We start from the raw sequence: 20,370 nt of genomic DNA, 5'->3' as shown, positions 1-20,370 counted from the left end.
GAACCGCCGGGTTGCGGGCGGCATTACACGAAAAATCCCGTGCATCCAAGACGGAATGAAGCGTTTTCCCAAGTGTTAGATCATAGCCATGCCGCCATTGACATGAATGGTCTGGCCGGTGACGTAGGCTGCCTCGTTGGAAGCTAGGTAGGCGACGGCAGAGGCGACTTCGGCGCCCGTGCCCATGCGCCGGGTCGGGATCGCCGCCATGATCGCCTCTTTCTGCTTGTCGTTGAGCTTGGCGGTCATCGCCGATTCGATGAAGCCCGGGGCGACGCAGTTGACGGTGATATTGCGGGTGGCGATCTCCTGCGCCAGCGATTTGGAAAAGCCGATCATACCGGCTTTGGAGGCGCAGTAGTTGGTCTGGCCGGGATTGCCGGTGACGCCAACCACTGAAGTGATGTTGATGATGCGGCCATGGCGGCGCCGCATCATCGGATGAGTAAGCTCGCGGGTCAGCCGGAACACGGCGGTCAGGTTGACCTCGAGCACGCTATCCCAGTCGGCGTCAGCCATGCGTACGAACAACCCGTCCTTGGTGATGCCGGCATTGTTGACGAGGATGTCGACGCCTTCGAGGTCGGCCTCCGCCTTCTGGCCGAGCGCCTTGACGTCGTCGCGGTTGGAAAGATTGGCCGGGAAAAGCTTGACCCGGTCGCCCAGTTCAGCGGCCAGCGCCTCCAGTTTCTCGATACGTGTGCCATGCAGGCCGACGATGGCGCCCTGGCCGTGCAGCACGCGGGCGATCGCCTCGCCGATACCTCCCGATGCGCCGGTGACGAGCGCCTTTCGGCCGGTCAATTCGAACATTCTTGCCTCCTGATCTGAGCGAACACCCTTCGCATGGAGCGGGGTCAAATCGCCAGTTGATTATGCAAGCGCCGCCAGCGCCGCCTCGACATCCGCCGCGGATCCGATGGCAGTGGTGGCAATATCGCGGTTGATGCGGCGGGCCAGCCCCGACAGCACCTTGCCGGCGCCCACTTCGTAAAGCGTCGCAACGCCGTTGCTGCCGAACCACTCCACCGTTTCGCGCCAGCGCACGCGCCCGATCACCTGTTCGACGAGTCGGCGGGCGATCTCGTCGGGATCGCTCGTCGGGGTCACCGTAACATTGGAGACCAGCGGCACGACCGGCGCACTCTTCGTCACGGCGGCCAGCGCCTCCCGCATGATCTCGGCCGCAGGCTTCATCAATGCCGAATGGAAGGGCGCCGAGACCTGCAGCATCAGTGCCCGCTTGGCGCCCTTCTCCGTGCATAGCCTCGCCGCCAGTTCGACCGCTGGCCTGGCGCCGGAGATCACCAGCTGGCCGCCGCCATTGTCATTGGCGATCTGGCAAACCAAGGCTTGTGCGGGATCTTTGGCGGCGCCCTGGGCGGCCTCTGCGCAAGCGGCTTCGACGTCGGCCTGTTCCAGCCCGATGATCGCCGCCATGGCGCCCTCGCCGGCCGGCACAGCCGCCTGCATGGCATTGCCGCGGATGCGCAACAGCCGGGCGGCGTCGGCGACCGAAACGAAACCTGCAGCCGCAAGTGCCGAATATTCGCCGAGCGAGTGGCCGGCGACATAGGTGACCTTGCCGTTCAGGGAGAAGCCGCGCGCCTCCAGCGCCCGGATTGCGGCAAGCGACACCGCCATCAGCGCCGGCTGGGCATTGGCGGTCAGCGTCAGCGTCTCTTCCGGGCCTTCCCAGATCAGCTTCGATAGGTTTTCGCCGAGCGCGTCGTCAACTTCCTCGAAGATCCGCCGCGATTCCACAAAGGTATCGGCGAGGTCCTTGCCCATGCCGACAGCCTGGCTGCCCTGCCCTGGAAAGGTGAATGCGATGGCCATCGGCGGCTCCCAGCTGCTGGTTCACGTTGCCTGTGACGCAAGGCGTGCGGCCAAGTCAAGTCCAACCTTGATCGCGTAATATCGGCCGAGTGCCTGTTTCGGCAGGCTTTTTGGCGATCACTCATGATGAAAACCGCTCACGATTTGTTTGCTGGCTCTTCTTATTTCCGCCGCAGGCGCTAAGCTTTGCGTGACAGTTCGATGACAATCGAGTGACGCTTTTGTTGCGGGGCGGGGAACTATTGAAGTGGCAAAGACCAAGCAGAGCGCAGCCGAGGCGGCGCCCCAGTTTCTTGAAGGCGATCCGTCGACCGGCTATCTGCCGGCGCGCAAATGGCCTGTCATCCGCTATGGCCTTATCAGCTTGCTGGCTGCGGCCATCCTTGTGTTTGCCATCGAACTGATCGTGCGCGGCAACTTTGCCGGCACCATTGATTTCTTTCTGCAGCCTTTCAAACCCGGCTGGACCACGATCATCATTTTTGCGCTGATCCTCATCGGCCTCGACGCCGTGCTCGGCCGCAGTCATCAGAGCCTGATGATCGTCGCGCCGCTGACATTGTCGCTGGCGTTCGTCGGCCACCAGAAGTCGCTGTACCTCGGCGATCCGCTCTATCCGACCGATTTCCTCTATTCCCGGCAGATCGTGGCACTGATGCCGCTTCTGGTACGCGATCGCCCGGGAACCGCCATTGCCCTGGCGATCGGCATCGTCGGCGGGCTGTCGCTGCTCGTCTATGGCTGGCGGCTATGGCGCCGCCGCGTTCCGGCACTCAGCCACAAGGGCCGCCTTGCCCGGCTGACGCTGACGGTGCCGCTGATCGCCTTCTTCGTCTCCATCATGGACTATGCCACTTTCTCGTGGACACGCGACCGGCTGCAGATCATCCCGATCATGTGGGACCAGAAGGAAAACTATGCCTCGAACGGTTTTGCGCTCGCCTTCGCGCTGAACGTCCCGATGGCGCATGTCTCGGCGCCGCCCGGCTATTCCGGCAAGGCGATCGAAGCGATCGGCAAACCGCAGGTGACGGCTTCGGTACCCGCCGAGAAGCCCGACATCATCGTCGTCATGAGCGAATCCTTCTGGGATCCGACCAAGCTACCCGGCGTCACCATCACGCCCGACCCTATCCCCAATGTGCGGGCACTGCGCACGGGTTACATGTTCTCGCCCGAGTTCGGCGGCATGACGGCCAACATCGAGTTCGAGGCCCTGACCGGCTTTTCCAACGCCTTCCTGCCGGCGGGCAGCATTCCCTACCAGCAATATGTGCGGACACCGACTCCCTCGCTGGCGACCTTCCTGAAAAGTCAAGGCTACCGGGCGCGCGCTATCCATCCCGGCACTAACTGGTTCTGGAACCGGGGGGCCGTCTATGCCGATTTCGGCTTCAACGACTTCAAGTCCGAGGAGACGTTGCCGCCCATGCAGAAGCGCGGACCGCTCGCGTCGGACGCCGCGATGACCGACGAGATCATCCACGAAGCCGATACCAGCGCCGAGCCGGTCTTCTTTTTCGCCGTCAGCTTGCAGAACCACGGGCCGTATGAGCCGTATCGCTATAACAATCCGACCCACAAGGTGCAGGCGCCGATCAGCCAATGGGCGCGTGAATCGCTGTTGAGCTATGCCGAAGGCTCTTCCGACGCGGACCGCGGCCTCGAGCGGCTGATCGAATGGGCGAAGAAACGCGAGCGGCCGACCGTCATCGCGTTCTTCGGCGACCATCTGCCGCCACTTGGGCCGGTCTACGTCGAGACCGGCTTCCTGAAGGACAATGTTGCGCCGCGCAAGGAGGCGGCCGACCAGATGCTGCTGCACCACCAGACGCCGCTGATCGTCTGGTCGAATCGCAGCGGCCCGGCCGAGGATCTGGGCGCCGTCAGCCCGTCCTTCCTGCCCTACCATATCCTGAAGACAGCCGGCATCAGCCATCCCTATTACACCGGCTTCCTCGGACAGTTGCGAGAGCGCTACCGCGTTATCGACCGCAATTTGCTTTTGGCACCGGGGGGCGACGCCACCCCCGATTGGTCGCGTCAGAAAGAGATCGATCCGGCAATCCGCGACTTCCGTCTGCTGCAATACGACATGATGTTCGGCAAGCGCCATGCGGCGCCCGATTTCTTCCCCGAAACCACAGGCAAAGTGGCTGCACACACGAGTTGAGCAGCGGCGGCGGGAGAGCGGCCGACGTCGTTCAGTTCGTCAAGTGCAGCTGCGAAATCGAGCTTCCGATTTTCAGGAAGACGCTTTCGAGCTGACTGACGTCGTTGGTCGGGTAATAATCCGACGGCGACGATGCGCAGGCCTCGTAAAGCTTGCGATTGGCTGCGGTGTCGGCCTGCAGCAGCACTGTGAATATCTGCACGTCCTGCTTCTTCAATGTGTTGCATACATTGGTTGTCCAATCGTCGACATTGCGCGCAGCCGCGGTCTGGTCGCTGGATCCAAACCGACCCGAGGCCAGGAATCCGTAGGAGCCATAGTCCGACTTCTGTGGCGTATCCTTCGCGCCATAGACAACATTCTCGCCGTCGGTGAGCAGCAGCACCGTTTTGGTCGTGCCTGACGCCCTGAACGGCGCGCCGTCGCTGTAAGGCGGTTCCGGCGAGAGCACCCGCATCCCCCATGACAAGCCTTCCGAAACATTGGTCCCCGAGCCGTTCCATTCGATCATCTCACCGACGGCCTTCCGCAATTTGTCGAAATCATCGGTCAGCGGCACTATCGGCGTCGGACAGGCCCGGTTTGGGCCGATAGTCAGTGGGCCTCTCTTGTCGTTGATCAGCTTCATCGTCGAAACACTGTACTTCGCCATGTCGCTGGTGAGGCCGGGAAGCACGGTGACAACGGTATCGTCGAGATAGGAATTGTTGTAGCCGGTCGCTGAATTGCCGTAGGAGCTGGTTGGATTTTTAGCGTTACCTGGATCGTCCGGCGCGAAATAGGGTACGAACAGGGTGTCCGGTTTGTTTTGGTCGGGCGAAATGTCGGAAACATTGTTGGTTCCGGGCCGCGCTTCGACGCAGCCTCTCCATTCGACGCCCAATTGCTTGAACAGGTCCATATGGTTGACGCGCTTGCCGCCGACCAAGGGGAAATTGGCGCCATTGTTCGGCGATTTGCCGGCCATGTCGATCCAGGCCGGATCGTAGTCCTCGCCCTTGACGTTGACCGCGGTGACGAACGGCACCACCGCGACACGTACGCTGCGCGTCGGCGACTTCGCCGCTTCGAGCATATCGATCAGGGCCGTCGCCGCCGTCCGCAATGCGCCGATGCGATCGTTGCTGGCCATCGACCCGGTATTGTCGAGCACCAGCACGACTTCGAGCTGATTGGTCGATTCGACGGCGCCGGCATCGACGGTGATGCGCTTGTCGTTGCCGAACAGGAAGGCGAAGTTCAAATTGACGTCCGACATGGCGACAGCCTTTGTCTGGATGTAATTGAGGCCCCTTTCCACGGTAAGCGTCGCTTCGGCGTTCCTCAACTCGCTGTGGCCGGCGACATTGGTCTGGAAGTAGCGGTCGAAGACGTCCTTGCGGGAAGCCTCGATGTCGCCGAGATGCGAAGATGCAAGGTTCGCGGCATCGAGCGCGTTCTGCAAGCTGACCTTGGCCCTCATCAAGGTGGACACGTCCACGGCAAAGGCGACCGCGGTCAGAACCGCAGGCAGCCCGAACGCCAGCATCAGGGCAAAGTTGCCGCTCTTCGAACGGCAGAATTTGTCGAAAAGCATTTTTGTCCCCAAAACCGCCTTGCTGCCGACCTCGCGCAGACTGTTTGCTTTTGCATCCGCATGATGAACGACGGGTTGCCGCCACGCCCGCCGGTGCTGGAACTTCGCATGGTGGTTAAGGTCCGGTTTCAGGAAATCCGTAAGCCTTGCCGTCGAGGCCCGTGGCGCTCTGGGACGGTAGGGCCGTTTGCCCTGTCGTTTGGCCTTGCTTTGCGGTCAAATTCCTGTATAGACGCCCGCAATCTGCCGGTCCTTGCTGGGGGCTGAACGGAGGGCCGGAGGTTTTTCGAAACCTTCGTGTGAAGCGAGAAGCGCTTCCGCCTCCCGTGTCTCCGCTCTCGACCGTCTCGTCATGCTCCTTTCTTCCCCGCCTTCGCAAGGATTGCGGGTCAGAGAAGTTGCAGAGGCTTTTGCCGCCGGGAACCGGGAGAGAAACGAAGAAAGGCACGAACACTATGGCTCTATACGAACATGTGTTTCTTGCCCGGCAGGACCTCTCGCAGCAGCAGGTCGATGCGCTTGTCGAACAGTACAAGGGCGTCATTACCGCGAATGGCGGGTCCGTCGGCCGGGTCGAGAACTGGGGACTGAAGTCCCTCACCTACCGGGTCAACAAGAACCGGAAGGCATATTATACACTCATGGACATCACCTGCCCGCCGGCCGCGCTCAATGAGATGGAGCGCCAGATGGGCCTGTCCGAGGACGTGCTGCGTTTCCTGACCATCAAGGTCGATGCGCATGAGGAAGGTCCGTCGGCAATGATGCAGAAGCGCGAAGAGCGCTCGGAACGCGGCGGCTTCGGCGACCGCGACCGTGGCGATCGTGGCCCGCGCTCATTCGGCGACCGCGATCGCGGTGACCGTGGTGATCGTCCGCCGCGCAGCTTCGGCGATAGCGGTGCCGATCGTGGCCCGCGCCGTCCGCGCGAAGGCTTTGAAGGAGCCGCAGAATAATGGTCGACATCAACCAGATCCCAACCCGGCGCCCCTTCCACCGCCGCCGCAAGACTTGCCCGTTCTCCGGCGCCAACGCGCCGAAGATCGACTACAAGGACGTGCGGCTTCTGCAGCGCTACATCTCCGAGCGCGGCAAGATCGTGCCATCGCGTATTACCGCCGTCAGCCAGAAGAAGCAGCGCGAACTCGCCAAGGCGATCAAGCGCGCCCGCTTCCTCGGCCTGCTGCCCTACGTGGTCCGCTAACACTGATTAGTTGACCATGATCTTATCCGAAAACCGGTTTCCACTTTTCGGGATCATGGTCTAGCCAGCGGGCGGTTCGCCGCCCGCTTTTTCACCGGCCACGACGGGCGTAGCCGGATCGAATACCAAATCCCGGGTTGGATTTCGACAAGAGATCCTAACTGCCGCGACAGGCAGGACAGCGACACAGGCGGCGACGCCCCAGCTTCCTGACCTGTTCCAGACAACTCGGCGCCGATCCTGAGGATAGCGCCCAAGCGAAGGAACAAAACCATGGAAGTCATTCTTCTCGAACGCGTTTCCCGCCTCGGCCAGATGGGCGATACCGTCAAGGTCAAGGACGGGTTCGCCCGCAATTTCCTGCTGCCGCAAGGCAAGGCGCTGCGCGCCAACGAAGCTAACAAGAAGAAGTTCGAGGGACAGCGGGCCCAGCTCGAAGCCCGCAACCTGGAGCGCAAGTCCGAAGCCGCGCAGATTGCAGAAAAGCTCGACGGCAAGAGCTTCATCGCCGTGCGCTCGGCCGGCGAAACCGGTCAGCTTTATGGTTCGGTCTCGACGCGCGACATCGCCGAGCTGGTGACGGCGGAAGGTTTTTCGGTCAACCGCAACCAGATCCTGCTCAACCAGCCAATCAAGACCATCGGCGTCACCAATGTGGCGATCGCGCTGCACCCGGAAGTCGAGGTTACCATCACACTCAACATTGCCCGCACGGCCGACGAAGCCGAGCGCCAGGCCAAGGGCGAAACACTGACCACCGCCGAAGCCATCTACGGCGAGGACATCAACGATAATGCGCGGCCGGAAAACTTCTTCGATCCGAATGCGGAGTTCGAAGGCGGCGAAGACAACGGCTGATCGTCATTCGTCGGCATTCGCCGGCTAATCGCTATTCTGGACCAATGCCCGGGCCCCGTACCCGGGCATTTTTATGCCAAATGGAACTTTTCGAACCCCTATATCTTGATGCAGAATAGGACAGCATGTCTGGCCGAGAGGGGACAATTGGTCATGAATATTCTGCTGAAACGCGTTCTCGACCGCCTGGTCCGCATAGGCAATCTCAAGGTGACAGGGCCGCAAGGCTCGATGGTGACTTTCGGTGACGGCAGCGGCGAGCCGGTGCACATGCACATCAAGACAAGGCATGCCGAGCGCGCAATAACCTTCGATCCGATGCTGGCGGTGCCGGAAGCCTACATGGACGGTGAACTCGACATTCTCGAGGGCGGCGTGCTGGGGGTGATGCGGATTGCCTTCCAGAACATGGGCAGCGGCGGTATCGATGCCACCTGGTCGAAGGCGATCGAAGGTCTGCGCCACGCCTTCCGGCGCCTGCAGCAGATCAACACAGCGTCGCGGGCGCGCCGCAACGTGCAGCGCCATTACGATCTGTCGGGCGACCTCTACCGCCTCTTCCTCGATGAGGACATGCAATATTCCTGCGCCTATTTCGAGCAGCCGGACATGACGCTCGACGAGGCACAAGCGGCCAAGAAGCGCCATATCGCCGCCAAGCTCAGGCTGAAGGCCGGCCAGACGGTTCTTGATATCGGCTCCGGCTGGGGTGGGCTTGGGCTCTATCTAGCCAAGGCGTTCGACGTCGACGTGCAAGGCGTGACGCTGTCGACCGAGCAGCACGGCGTCGCCACCGACCGCGCCCATGCGCAAGGCCTGCAAAACCGGGTGCATTTCGACATCAAGGACTATCGCGAGCTCAATGAGCGTTTCGACCGCATCGTCTCCGTCGGCATGTTCGAGCATGTCGGCGTCAATCATTTCCGCACCTTCTTCGACAAGTCGGCGACGCTGCTGAAGCCGGACGGCGTCATGCTGCTGCACACGATCGGCCGCTCCGGCGTGCCGTGGGCAACCAGCGCCTTCATCCGCAAGTACATCTTCCCGGGCGGCTACATCCCGTCGCTCTCCGAAGTGATGCCGGCCATCGAGAAATCGGGGCTCGTCGTCACCGATATCGAGGTCCTGCGGCTGCATTATGCGGAGACGCTAAAGCATTGGGGCGAGCGCTTCGCCGCCAACCGCGACAAGGCCAAGGCGATTTATGACGAGCGCTTCTGCCGCATGTGGGAGTTCTATCTTGCCGCCTCGGAAGCCGCTTTCCGCTGGCAGGATCTGGTGATTTTCCAAATCCAGATTGCCAAGAAGAACGACACGCTGCCGATGACGCGCGACTACATGGCCAGTTGCGAGAAGGCGCTGGAGATGCGCGATCTTGGACGTCGTGAAAAGGCTTCTGCGGCCAAGCCCACGCGCCGCCGCAAGGTGGCGGATCCGGAGTAGACTGCCTGCGATTGCACCATTGCCGCTTGCCATTGCCGGCTGGCACGCTGAAAAAGGTCTCGTCAACGCGGGACCTTTTTTCATGACCTACCTCCTCTACGTCGCCGCCGCACTTGCCGAGATCGCCGGCTGCTTTTCGTTCTGGGCGTGGTGGCGGCTGGACAAGTCGCCACTGTGGTTGGCGCCCGGTCTCGTCTCGCTCCTGCTATTTGCGTGGCTGCTGGCGCTGGTCGACGCCAGTGCGGCGGGCCGGGCCTATGCCGCCTATGGCGGCATCTACATTGCCGCCTCGCTGGTCTGGCTGTGGCTGGCGGAAAGCGTGCGCCCAGACCGCTGGGACCTTGCCGGTGCCGCGATCTGCATCGTTGGCGCCTCGGTCATCGTGCTCGCACCTCGGGCGGCGTAAGCGATGGAACTGCCTGTCCCACTTAGACAAGGCGTCGACCGCCTCCTCGAAAAAGTGCCGTTGCCGATGCTTAAGCAAGCGGCCAGGACGCTGTCGGACCGTTACCGCGCAGAGTTGCGCGACGGCCGCCTGCACATGGCCGAAGACATGGCGGTGAAGGCCTATCTGGCAACGCGGCTACCGGCGACCTATGCGGCCGTTCGCGCCAGCCTCGATGCGGTGGGCGAGTCTCGGCCCGACTATGCTCCGAAGACCTTGCTCGATGTCGGCGCCGGCCCTGGCACGGTGCTTTGGGCCACAATCAATCTTTGGCCGGATCTCGAACAGGCGGTGCTGCTCGAGGCCGGCGCCGCGGTACGAAGGGTCGGCGAAGCACTTGCCGCGGACTCGATCACGGCCAGGACCGCCTGGCGGACCGGCGACATCACCATCGACCTGGTCGATCTGGAGCCGGCCGATCTGGTGACTTCAGCCTATGTGCTGGACGAGATCGCGCCGGCATCGCTGGCAAAACTCGTCGACCGGCTCTGGCAGCTGACCGCAGACACGCTGCTGGTGGTCGAGCCGGGCACGCCGGCCGGCTGGCAGCGTATTCTTGCCGTACGGCGGCAGCTGATCGAGGCGGGCGCGCACGTGCTTGCGCCCTGCCCGCATGAGGCGCCCTGTCCGCTCGTCGCCCCCGACTGGTGCCATTTCGCCCGCCGCGTCGCCCGCTCGCGCCTACACCGTCTGGCCAAGGATGCCGAGGTGCCGTGGGAGGACGAGAAATTCATCTTTGTCGCGGCCTCCCGCCATCCGGCCGCTCCGCCTCGAGCGCGAGTGATCGCACCGCCGAAGTCGGGCTCCGGCAAGGTCTTGCTGAAGCTTTGCGAACAGGATGGGGGTGCTGCCGAGCGACTGTTCACCAAGCGCGACGGCGAGACGTTCAAGGCCGCGCGGCGACTGGATTGGGGTGATGCCTTGCCGGAATGACCGGCAGCTATTTTCCTGTTTTGTTCTCGCCTGAGAACGGCTAGGCTCGCCATCTTGATTCGAGTCAATCGAGATTCTTTCCACCGAAAGATCCTGGCTGTGAATCGCGGGCATCAAAGTTGGTTGGTTGGGGACTGATGCAGATAAGTCATCACCGACTTGTCTCGTTCTGATATCGAGAGACGGGGATCAGGACCGGGGACATCATGGCAGAGGCAGCACGAAAATTCGGCGTGGCGGAAACACCGCTCTATCGCGAGGCGCCGAACAACATCGAGGCCGAGCAGGCGCTGCTCGGCGCCATACTGGTCAACAACGATGCCTTCTACCGCGTCTCCGACTTCCTGAAGCCCGGCCATTTCTACGAGCCGCTGCATAGAAAGATCTTCGAGGTCGCGGCCGAGCTCATCCGCATGGGCAAGATCGCGACGCCGATCACGCTGAAGACCTTCCTGCCGGCCGACGAGAAGGTCGGCGACATGACGGTGGCGCAATATGTCGTGCGGTTGGCGGTCGAGGCCGTCACCGTCGTCAACGCCACCGACTATGGCCGCGCCATCTACGATCTGGCGACGCGGCGCGCGCTGATCACTGTCGGCGAGGACATGGTCAACATCGCCTATGACGCGCCGGTCGACATGTCGCCCTCCGACCAGATTGAGGATGCCGAGCGGCGCCTGTTCGAGTTGGCCGAGACCGGCCGCTACGACGGCGGCTTCGAGAGCTTCACCGATGCCGTCAAGACCGCCGTCGACATGGCCAATGCGGCTTATATGCGCGACGGGCATTTGTCGGGCGTTGCTACCGGCTTGCGCGATCTCGACCGCCGCATGGGCGGCCTGCAGTCGTCCGACCTGATCATCATTGCCGGCCGCCCCGGCATGGGCAAGACCTCGCTCGCCACCAATATCGCCTTCAACATCGCCGAGGCCTATGTCCCGGCGCAGCAGGCGGACGGCTCGTTCAAGGCGGCCAATGGCGGCGTCGTCGGCTTCTTTTCGCTCGAAATGTCATCCGAACAGCTGGCCACCCGCATTATTTCCGAACAGACGGAAATCCCGTCGTCGAAAATCCGGCGCGGCGAGATCAGCGAGATGGATTTCGAAAAGCTGGTCGCCTGCTCGCAGACAATGCAGAAAATCCCGCTGTTCATCGACCAGACCGGCGGCATTTCCATCGCTCAGCTGTCGGCCCGCGCGCGTCGCCTGAAGCGCCAGCGCGGCCTCGACGTCATCGTTATCGACTATATCCAGCTGATGCAGGGATCGAGCGCGAAATCCTCGCAAAACCGCGTCCAGGAAATCACCGAGATCACCACCGGCCTCAAGGCACTAGCCAAGGAGCTGGCGGTGCCGATCATCGCGCTGTCGCAGCTGTCGCGCCAGGTCGAGAGCCGCGATGACAAGCGCCCGCAGCTTTCGGATCTGCGCGAATCGGGCTCCATCGAGCAGGACGCCGACGTGGTGCTGTTCGTCTACCGCGAGGAATATTACCTGAAGAACCGCGAGCCGAAGCCGGGCACCGACGAATACATCAAATGGGAACACGAGATGAACGAGATGCGCGGTAAGGCCGAGGTCATCGTCGCCAAGCAGCGCCACGGCCCAACGGGATCGGTCAGCCTCGCCTTCCAGGGCGAATTCACCCGCTTCTCGGACCTCGCCGAGGAGCATCATTTGCCGGATCGGTTCGAGTAGGCATTGTCGCGGAGCAGCCGATTGGACTTTAGCGATATCTACCAAAGGATAAAATTCGAAGAGTATGACATCTCCGAGGATGAACGCGCGCAACTCACTGAATATTTGAGATCTGCCGGGTCAATTTCTCGCACGGAATCGCACGCCGGTTTGCTGGTGTTCTGCTACTCGAGCGAACCGACGCCCGAGAACGTTGAATTGGTGAGGAAATTCCTTGCCAAGCATGTCGAAGACTATACGCGAAGCGCGGCAGTGACCGGCCTCTATCGGATTTGGAAGCTGGGAACGACTCGCGACATCGATGATCTTCTGGGCCTTTTGGCACTTTGGTCAGGGGACTCTCGGCAGAGTACGTCTGTCGCTGCGATCGGGTGTGCATTCCTTCTCATGCATCGGCTTCAGGACCGCCGCCTCTCGTTAGCGCTCAGGCGATTGTTCGAAACGCTGCATGAAGAAGTCAGGCGAGACAATGATTTGGCGGTAAATTTGTTCATCTATGCATGTTGGTCGGCATACGACAATTGGGCTCAGAGCAACGGCCAGCGCCGCACTCATTTCGATACAGTCGAAAATGCTTTGCCGATTTACTGGGATCGTTCCAAATACCTCTTGGAACCAATAAACTGATGGCCAAATCCCGTATCCAGTTCATCTGTCAGAATTGCGGATCGGTGCATCAGCGCTGGGCTGGCAAATGCGATGCCTGCGGCGAGTGGAACACGCTGGTCGAGGAAGGTACGTCAGGCGGTATCGGCTCCGGCCCGGCCAATACGCGCAACGCCCGCAAGGGCCGTGCGGTGGTGCTGACCAGCCTCTCCGGCGACATCGAGGACGCGCCGCGCATCGTCTCCGGCATCGGCGAACTCGACCGGGCCACCGGCGGCGGCTTCGTGCGCGGCTCGGCGCTGCTGGTCGGCGGCGATCCCGGCATCGGCAAGTCGACGCTGCTCACCCAGGCCGCGGCCGCGCTGGCGGCAAAGGGCCACCGCATCGTCTATGTCTCGGGCGAAGAGGCGGTCGCGCAGATCAGGCTGCGTGCCCAGCGGCTCGGCGTCGCCGACACCCCGGTCGAGCTCGCCGCCGAAACCAATGTCGAGGACATCCTCGCCACCATCGCCGATGGCAAGCGGCCGGATCTGGTCATTCTCGATTCGATCCAGACGCTGTGGACCGATATGGCCGATTCGGCGCCCGGCACGGTGACCCAGGTGCGTGCCGCCGCCCAGGCGATGATCCGCTACGCAAAATCCACAGGGGCGGCGATCGTTCTGGTCGGCCACGTCACCAAGGAGGGCCAGATCGCCGGACCGCGCGTTGTCGAGCACATGGTCGACGCGGTGCTCTATTTCGAGGGCGAAGGCGGCCACCACTACCGCATCCTGCGCACGGTCAAGAATCGCTTCGGGCCAACCGATGAGATCGGCGTCTTCGAAATGTCGGACAAGGGCTTGCGGGAAGTCGCCAACCCGTCCGAGCTTTTCCTCGGTGAGCGCCATGCGAAGTCGCCGGGTGCCGCGGTTTTCGCCGGCATGGAAGGCACACGGCCGGTGCTGGTCGAGATCCAGGCGCTGGTGGCGCCATCGACGCTGGGCACACCGCGCCGCGCCGTCGTCGGCTGGGACGGTGCCCGGCTGTCGATGATCCTGGCGGTTCTGGAAGCCCATTGCGGCGTCCGCTTCGGCACGCACGACGTCTATCTCAACGTTGCCGGCGGCTACCGCATTTCGGAGCCGGCGGCCGACCTGGCAGTGGCGGCGGCACTGGTTTCCTCGCTCACCGGTCTTGCCCTTCCCGCCGATTGCGTCTATTTCGGCGAAATCAGCCTTTCGGGTGCGGTGAGGCCGGTTGCGCATGCGCAGCAGCGCCTCAAGGAAGCCGAAAAGCTGGGTTTCGGACGCGCGGTTCTGCCCTTGAGCAGCGAGGAACTTGTTGGTGGTAATGGGGTCGGGGGGATCGGAGCCGGCGCTTTCCAGCCCACCGAGCTTGCCGATCTCGTGGCGCGCATAGCCGGCTCTCGGCGCAGCCGCGCCGACGAGCAAGAGTGATGCGGCTCGTCGGGCCGTGAAAAAGAGATCGGAGTGGGGCGAAAAACATGCCGATTACGCTGCTTGACGGAATTCTCGTCGGCTTCACCCTGGTCTCGGCGATGCTCGCTATGGTTCGCGGCTTTTCGCGCGAGATCCTGTCGATCATCTCCTGGGCAGCCGCCGCGGCCGCCGCCTTCTTCTTCTACAAGCCGGTGCTGCCTTACATTCAGCCCTATGTCGACAACGAAAAGGCCGCCATGGCGGCGGCCGCCGGTATCGTCTTCATTGTCGCGCTGATCGTCGTTTCGGTCATCACCATGAAGCTCGCCGACTGGATCATCGATTCCAGGATCGGCGCGCTCGATCGTACACTTGGCTTCCTCTATGGCGCGGCGCGCGGCATCCTGGTCGTCGCTGTCGCGCTGCTTTTCTTCAATTGGCTGGCCGGCGCCAAGGCTCCAGGCTGGATTGCCAACGCCAAGTCAAAGCCGTTGCTCGAATCGATCGGCGCCAAGCTCGAAAGCCTACTGCCCGAGGATCCGGAAAACGCCATCCTCAACAAGCTCAATCCGAATCAGCCGGCCACCGAGACGCCTCTGGCCCCCGACGCGCCTGCAGCGGAAGCCCCTGCCGCCGGCGACGACGCCACTGCTCCGGCACCCGACGACAGCGATGCGCCGCCGGCCGACAATGCGCCCGCGACGCCGGCACCTGCAAACCCGGCGCCGGCAAACTGATTTCGACAGACTTGCGAGGCTCAAGACTGTCGATCATGTGAACGCCGCACGACGTGCGTTGCTTTCGATGCGCTATGACCTTATATGGCGACTTTAGCGGAGCTTGAGCCCCAATGGCAGCCTCAGTGGCAGACGCAGACGACGTGCTTTCCGCCGAAGCCGACGACCATTTCCACGACGAATGCGGCGTGTTCGGCATTTTCGGCCGGCAGGACGCCGCAGCCATCGTAACGCTCGGTCTGCATGCGTTGCAGCATCGAGGCCAGGAAGCGGCCGGCATCGTTTCCTATGACGGCACCCAATTCCATGTCGAACGCCATGTCGGCCTGATCGGCGACACCTTTACTAAGCAGCGTGTCATCGACAGCCTGCAAGGCAACCGTGCCATCGGCCACACACGCTATGCCACCACCGGCGGCGCCGGTCTGCGCAATATCCAGCCTTTCTTCGCCGAACTTGCCGATGGCGGCTTTGCCGTCGCCCATAACGGCAATCTCACCAACGCCATGACCGTTCAGCGCGCCCTGCAGAAGCAAGGCGCCATCTTCTCTTCCACCTCCGACACCGAAACGCTCCTGCACCTGGTTGCCACCAGCAAAGAGCGCGACCTGAATTCGCGCTTCATCGATGCGGTGCGCCAAGTCGAAGGCGCCTTCTCGCTGGTGGCGATGACGTCCAAGAAGATGATCGGGTGCCGCGACCCGCTCGGCATCCGCCCGCTGGTGCTCGGCGATCTCGACGGCGCCTGGATTCTCGCCTCCGAGACCTGCGCGCTCGATATTATCGGTGCGCGTTTCGTGCGCGACCTGAAGCCCGGCGAAATGGTCGTCGTCACCAGCAAGGGCATCGAAAGCCTGTTCCCGTTCGAGCCGCAGAAGACCCGCTTCTGCATCTTCGAATATGTCTATTTCGCGCGGCCGGATTCGTCGGTCGAAGGCCGCAACGTCTATGAAGTGCGCAAGCGCATCGGCGCCGAGCTGGCGCAGGAAAGTCCGGTCGAGGCCGACATCGTCGTGCCGGTGCCGGATTCGGGCACGCCGGCGGCGATCGGCTTTTCGCAGGCCGCGGGCATTCCGTTCGAGCTCGGCATCATCCGCAATCACTATGTTGGCCGCACCTTCATCCAGCCCGGCGATTCGATCCGCCACATGGGTGTCAAGCTCAAGCACAACGCCAACCGCCGCATGATCGAAGGCAAGCGCGTGGTGCTGGTGGACGATTCGATCGTGCGCGGCACCACCAGCCAGAAGATCGTCCAGATGGTGCGCGATGCCGGCGCCAAGGAAGTGCATATGCGCATCGCTTCGCCGCCGACGCGCGCCTCCTGCTTTTACGGCGTCGACACACCGGAAAAGTCGAAGCTGCTGGCGTCGCGCATGTCGGTGGAGGAGATGGCCGAGTTCATCCGCGTCGATTCGCTCGGCTTCCTGTCGATCGACGGGCTCTACCGCGCCGTCGGCGAGGCCGGCCGCGACAACGAGCAGCCGCAATTCTGCGACGCCTGCTTCACCGGCCAGTATCCGACCCGGCTTGCCGACTTCGAAGGCTCCGACAATGTGCGCACGCTGTCGCTGTTAGCGGCCGGCGGGTCTTAGAATTCCGATCCGGACGGAGGTAAGACATGAGCGCTCGACGAGGCTTATGGCAAGCCCTCAAGGATTCACTCTCATTTGCAAAATCCTTGCTCAAAGATCAGATTAGATCTGAGGTCGATATCGATACGCCTCTCGGTAATGGATTTCTTTTTTGCCAAGTTAGAGAGGCGAGAGAGACTCAGGACAAGTATGTCGTCGTCAAAGCCATTGGTGGTGATGCAACGGTTTTTGTCCCTCTTGACGAGAATTCCGCCAAACAATTAATTGCCTTCATTCAGCTGTCGTTCTTAGACCAGCAACCCAAGAATAGCTCATGACCCCTCCCCTCGATCTCTCCGGCCGCGTTGCGGTCGTCACCGGCGCCTCGCGCGGTATCGGCTATTTCATCGCCAGGGAGCTTGCCGCGGCCGGTGCGCATGTGATTGCGGTTGCTCGCACCGTCGGCGGATTGGAAGAACTCGACGACCAGATCAAGGCAGGTGGCGGACAGGCGACGCTGGTACCGCTCGATCTTGCCGACATGGCGGGGATCGACCGGCTGGGCGGCGCGATCCACGAGCGCTGGGGCAAGCTCGACATACTGGTCGCCAACGCCGCTGTGCTCGGCGTCATCGCCCCGATCGGCCATGTCGAGGCCAAGACCTTCGAGAAGGTGATGACCATCAACGTCACCGCAACTTGGCGGCTGATCCGCTCGGTCGACCCGCTGCTCAGGCTTTCCGATGCCGGCCGTGCTATCGTGCTGAGCTCCAGCCTTGCCCACTCCGCACGCGCCTTCTGGGCGCCTTATGCGGCGTCGAAGGCGGCGGTCGAGGCCATGACGCGTTCATGGGCGCATGAGACCGAAAACCTGCCGCTCAGGGTCAATGCCGCCGATCCCGGGGCAACGCGCACCGCGATGCGGGCGCAGGCCGTACCCGGCGAGGATCCTGAAACACTGCCGCACCCTTCGGAGATCGCCAAGCGTATCGTGCCGCTGGCCAGCCCTACGCTCAAGGAGACCGGGCTGATCTTCCAGGCCAAGCACAATCGCTTTGTCGCCTACCGGCAGCCGGAGTAGCCACACATCGCATTTTGCCGGAAGAATTGCGCCGGCACCAACGTTGTTCGGGTGCCACAATTCGAGAAACGGAGGACCATATGCGGAGACTGCTTCTCTTGACTGCCACCGCGCTGCTTGCAGTGATCGGCGCCGCGTCGTCGCAGGAGGCAACGATGAGCTTTTTCGTCACCAGCGTCGGCTCCGGCAAAGGCGCCGATCTCGGCGGTCTCGCCGGCGCCGACGCCCATTGTAGTTCTCTGGCCGAAGCCGCGGGCGTTACCGGCAAGACATGGCGCGCCTATCTCTCGACCAGCGATACCGATGCACGCGACCGTATCGGCAAAGGCCCGTGGTTCAACGCCAAGGGCGTCAAGATCGCCGATGATGTCGCTTCCCTGCATAGCGATGCCAACGCCATCACCAAACAGACGGCACTCGACGAAAAGGGCCAAATGGTCAACGGCCGCGGCGACACGCCCAACCGGCACGACGTGTTGACCGGCTCCAAGCCGGATGGCACGAAAATAGCCGACCAGACCTGCGGCGACTGGACGCTGAGCGAAGCAGAAGGTGTGGCGATGATGGGTCATCACGATCGTACCGGCCTCGATGATTCGGCAGCCGCCAAATCGTGGAATTCCTCGCATGCGTCACGCGGTGGCTGCAGCCAGGAAGCGCTGAAGGGCACCGGCGGCGACGGCCTGTTCTATTGTTTTGCGGTGAACTGAACCAAAACGACCCGACGTCACGTGGCTGTGATGCCGTGGCTTAACGCCGCGCTTTGGCCCAGCTTTCGCCGCTGGGCCGGAGTTGCTAGGATCGTGCGACTCCCAAAACAAGCAGAGCGAGGAAATACTCATGGCGGCACCGAGCGTAGCGTTAGTCTGGTATCTGGTGATCGCCGGCCCGCAAGGCGGCATGGTCGTGCTGCCCAGCACATTCGACACCCGCGAACAGTGCGCCTTCGCCATAACCGAATACCAGAAGCAACCGACGCCGGCCGGCTGGTCGGTGCAGTGCGTGCCGAGCGCCTCGCCCTTCGCCGACGAGGGCGACGCCGAGGAGCCGTCGGCGCAGTAGGACAGCGTGATCTCCCCCTCGAGGGGGAGATAGCCGACAGGCCAGAGGGGGTTGGTCCGACCGGGCTCGGCCTGCTGCAGCGGTTGCCGCTTCACGCGAGACAACCCCCTCTGTCGCCTTCGGCGACATCTCCCGCTCAAGGGGGGAGATCGTCAGCGTCGCGCGCTTACCGTCAGCTCCGGCTTCTGGCTGATGGTCTGGAACACGACGCAGTAGCGCTCGGTCAGCTTGAGCAGCGCATCGATGCGCTCCTGCGGCTCGTCGGTGTCGAGGCCAAATGTCAGCCGGATGGCGCGGAAGCCAACCGGCGCATCCTTTGCCACGCCAAGCGTGCCGCGAAAGTCTAGGTCGCCTTCGGCTTCCACCGTGGCGGCCCCAAGCTTGAATTCCAGCGCCGTCGCTACCGCCTTCAGCGTGACGCCGGCGCAAGCCACCAGTGCCTCCAGCAGCATGTCGCCGGAGCAGAGTTCGAGCCCGGTGCCGCCGGTCGCCGGATGCAGCCCGGCAATGGCGATCGCCCTGCCTGTCTCGACCTTGCAGGCGATCGATTGGTCGTCGATCGAGCCTTTGGCGCGGAGAGTAATCAGCGCGCGCGAGGCGTCGTCGCGATAGGCCACCTTCAGCGGCGCCTGCATGGCCTTCAATGCGATCGCATCCATTTCGTTTCTCTCCCATAGTTGCCTGGCTTCGCTGCCTAACGGCGATGCCGCCTGCCCAAACGCAAGTCTCCACTGGCGTAGCGCTTGGCAGGGTTTCGCCCGTATAGCCTGACGATACGGGGAGCATCCAACGCCTTCACACCGTCTCTCGCAACACATTCGTAAGGCCGCCGGACATATGGCCGATATCGCCATCGCGGAAACCCGCGAACGGGTTCTTGCCGGAATCCTGTTCACCGGGGCTGCCTACCTGCTGTTTTCGATGCAGGACGCCTCGAGCTGACACTATGGTGTCAGGAAGGGGCAGCGCAGGCTGGTGAGATGACGGGATCGCTGGACATGCCATGCACAGTGGAAAGCGCCCGCGAGCGTACCCTCGGCATCATCCTGGTCTCGGCATCGGCGGCCGTCTTCGGCCTCACCGGCGTGCTGACCAAATCGATCCATGCCGACCCGCTGACCATTACCTGCTGGCGCGGCTTCGTCGGCTCGATCCTGATCAGCCTCTATGTCCTATGGCGCCGCCAGCGCTCCGGCGGTCGCGACAGCTTGCGGCTCGGCTGGCGAGGCTGGCTGCTGGCGATCGAGGGCGCACTCGCGAGCATCGCCTTTATCTCGGCGTTCAAGTTCACCTTTGTCGCCAATGTCGCGATCATCTATGCCACGGCCCCGTTCGTCACCGCGCTGCTGGCCCTCCTGTTGGTCCGCGAGCCGTTCCGGCTGCAGACGCTTGCCGCCGCTGCTGTGTCACTATGCGGTGTGGCAATCATGGTCTGGTCCGGCTTCGGCACCGGCCATTTGTTCGGCGACGGGCTGGCGCTGCTGATGACGATCGGGAGCGCGCTCTACATGATCATGGTGCGCGCCTTCCGCGACACGCCGGTGGTGTGGGCGGGTGCGGTGTCGGCATTCCTTCTGTTCGTGCTCGGCTGGTTCGTCGCCGATCCGCTGGCTGTCTCGGCCAGGGACGCTGTGCTTCTAGCCGCCTTGATGCACGGCGATGAGGTTTTGGCGGCCTGAAGCGGCGATGTGGCCGCTGTTGGGCGCTTTTCCGCGAACCTC

Annotated in this window: 20 protein-coding genes and 1 pseudogene; 17 read left to right on the top strand and 4 right to left on the bottom strand. The window is 62.6% G+C overall.

Annotated elements, in window-relative coordinates; translation table 11 throughout:
• Positions 1-75 precede the first annotated feature (75 nt).
• Together fabG and fabD are read right to left on the bottom strand one after the other, a co-directional pair.
• Entirely contained in the window at positions 76-813 is a 738-nt protein-coding gene (gene fabG, locus NKK47_RS29455; RefSeq protein ID WP_352453223.1) for a 3-oxoacyl-[acyl-carrier-protein] reductase, read from the bottom strand.
• Between the two features lie 60 nt (positions 814-873).
• Positions 874-1,839 (bottom strand): ACP S-malonyltransferase, encoded by a 966-nt coding sequence (fabD, locus tag NKK47_RS29450; RefSeq protein WP_352454401.1) that lies wholly within the window; start codon positions 1,837-1,839, stop codon positions 874-876.
• Positions 1,840-2,086: 247 nt separating this feature from the next.
• On the opposite strand from fabD, the gene NKK47_RS29445 reads away from it, so the two are divergent.
• Positions 2,087-4,012 carry an LTA synthase family protein gene (locus NKK47_RS29445; protein ID WP_023677707.1) on the top strand — a complete coding sequence of 642 codons (1,926 nt, stop codon included), beginning with the start codon at positions 2,087-2,089 and terminating at the stop codon, positions 4,010-4,012.
• A 31-nt stretch (positions 4,013-4,043) separates the two neighbouring features.
• Here the strand turns inward: NKK47_RS29445 and NKK47_RS29440 are convergent, their stop codons facing one another.
• A complete protein-coding gene (locus NKK47_RS29440) occupies positions 4,044-5,588 on the bottom strand; it encodes a pilus assembly protein TadG-related protein (RefSeq protein ID WP_352579239.1) in 1,545 nt (514 codons plus the stop codon).
• A 455-nt stretch (positions 5,589-6,043) separates the two neighbouring features.
• On the opposite strand from NKK47_RS29440, the gene rpsF reads away from it, so the two are divergent.
• The 15 genes from rpsF (at position 6,044) to NKK47_RS29365 (ending at position 18,649) form a co-directional block, all read left to right on the top strand.
• The gene (gene rpsF, locus NKK47_RS29435) at positions 6,044-6,544 is read left to right on the top strand and encodes a 30S ribosomal protein S6 (RefSeq protein WP_352454399.1); all 501 of its coding nucleotides are present in this window, start codon (positions 6,044-6,046) and stop codon (positions 6,542-6,544) included.
• Positions 6,544-6,792 carry a 30S ribosomal protein S18 gene (rpsR, locus tag NKK47_RS29430; RefSeq protein WP_006203718.1) on the top strand — a complete coding sequence of 83 codons (249 nt, stop codon included), beginning with the start codon at positions 6,544-6,546 and terminating at the stop codon, positions 6,790-6,792. Before rpsF ends, rpsR begins: the two co-directional genes overlap by 1 nt.
• 273 nt (positions 6,793-7,065) lie before the next feature.
• A complete protein-coding gene (gene rplI / locus NKK47_RS29425) occupies positions 7,066-7,650 on the top strand; it encodes a 50S ribosomal protein L9 (RefSeq protein ID WP_254820243.1) in 585 nt (194 codons plus the stop codon).
• 153 nt (positions 7,651-7,803) lie between these two features.
• On the top strand, positions 7,804-9,093 hold the full coding sequence (locus NKK47_RS29420; protein ID WP_352454398.1) for a cyclopropane fatty acid synthase: 1,290 nt from the start codon (positions 7,804-7,806) through the stop codon (positions 9,091-9,093).
• A gap of 82 nt (positions 9,094-9,175) precedes the next feature.
• Positions 9,176-9,499, top strand: a complete 324-nt coding sequence (locus tag NKK47_RS29415; protein WP_352454397.1) for a YnfA family protein — start codon at positions 9,176-9,178, stop codon at positions 9,497-9,499.
• Between the two features lie 3 nt (positions 9,500-9,502).
• Positions 9,503-10,471, top strand: coding sequence for a small ribosomal subunit Rsm22 family protein (locus NKK47_RS29410; protein ID WP_352454396.1), 969 nt, complete (start codon positions 9,503-9,505; stop codon positions 10,469-10,471).
• Between the two features lie 206 nt (positions 10,472-10,677).
• Entirely contained in the window at positions 10,678-12,168 is a 1,491-nt protein-coding gene (locus NKK47_RS29405; protein WP_023677714.1) for a replicative DNA helicase, read from the top strand.
• A 21-nt stretch (positions 12,169-12,189) separates the two neighbouring features.
• The gene (locus tag NKK47_RS29400; protein ID WP_023677715.1) at positions 12,190-12,795 is read left to right on the top strand and encodes a hypothetical protein; all 606 of its coding nucleotides are present in this window, start codon (positions 12,190-12,192) and stop codon (positions 12,793-12,795) included.
• Positions 12,795-14,213: a DNA repair protein RadA gene (gene radA / locus NKK47_RS29395; RefSeq protein ID WP_352579238.1), complete on the top strand. Its 1,419-nt coding sequence runs from the start codon at positions 12,795-12,797 to the stop codon at positions 14,211-14,213. Before NKK47_RS29400 ends, radA begins: the two co-directional genes overlap by 1 nt.
• Before the next feature lie 47 nt (positions 14,214-14,260).
• Positions 14,261-14,932, top strand: a complete 672-nt coding sequence (locus tag NKK47_RS29390; protein ID WP_023677716.1) for a CvpA family protein — start codon at positions 14,261-14,263, stop codon at positions 14,930-14,932.
• Between the two features lie 125 nt (positions 14,933-15,057).
• Positions 15,058-16,527 carry an amidophosphoribosyltransferase gene (purF, locus tag NKK47_RS29385; RefSeq protein WP_023677717.1) on the top strand — a complete coding sequence of 490 codons (1,470 nt, stop codon included), beginning with the start codon at positions 15,058-15,060 and terminating at the stop codon, positions 16,525-16,527.
• A gap of 26 nt (positions 16,528-16,553) precedes the next feature.
• Entirely contained in the window at positions 16,554-16,844 is a 291-nt protein-coding gene (locus tag NKK47_RS29380; protein ID WP_352579237.1) for a hypothetical protein, read from the top strand.
• On the top strand, positions 16,841-17,587 hold the full coding sequence (locus NKK47_RS29375) for an SDR family NAD(P)-dependent oxidoreductase (protein ID WP_352454394.1): 747 nt from the start codon (positions 16,841-16,843) through the stop codon (positions 17,585-17,587). The genes NKK47_RS29380 and NKK47_RS29375 overlap by 4 nt, the downstream gene beginning before the upstream one ends.
• A gap of 80 nt (positions 17,588-17,667) precedes the next feature.
• Positions 17,668-18,297 (top strand): hypothetical protein, encoded by a 630-nt coding sequence (locus tag NKK47_RS29370; RefSeq protein ID WP_352454393.1) that lies wholly within the window; start codon positions 17,668-17,670, stop codon positions 18,295-18,297.
• A 130-nt stretch (positions 18,298-18,427) separates the two neighbouring features.
• Positions 18,428-18,649 (top strand): hypothetical protein, encoded by a 222-nt coding sequence (locus NKK47_RS29365; RefSeq protein ID WP_254820234.1) that lies wholly within the window; start codon positions 18,428-18,430, stop codon positions 18,647-18,649.
• Positions 18,650-18,801: 152 nt separating this feature from the next.
• Here NKK47_RS29365 and NKK47_RS29360 read toward each other — a convergent pair whose 3' ends face one another.
• Positions 18,802-19,308, bottom strand: a complete 507-nt coding sequence (locus NKK47_RS29360) for an OsmC family protein (RefSeq protein WP_352448969.1) — start codon at positions 19,306-19,308, stop codon at positions 18,802-18,804.
• A 339-nt stretch (positions 19,309-19,647) separates the two neighbouring features.
• Here NKK47_RS29360 and NKK47_RS29355 point away from each other — a divergent pair.
• Positions 19,648-20,289: pseudogene (locus tag NKK47_RS29355) on the top strand (DMT family transporter); the annotation flags it as partial.
• Between the last annotated feature and the right edge of the window lie 81 nt (positions 20,290-20,370).

The sequence above is a fragment of the Mesorhizobium sp. M0019 genome, assembly GCF_040323975.1.
Classification (GTDB): Bacteria; Pseudomonadota; Alphaproteobacteria; order Rhizobiales; family Rhizobiaceae; genus Mesorhizobium.
This window is presented reverse-complemented; position numbering and strand designations above follow the sequence as displayed.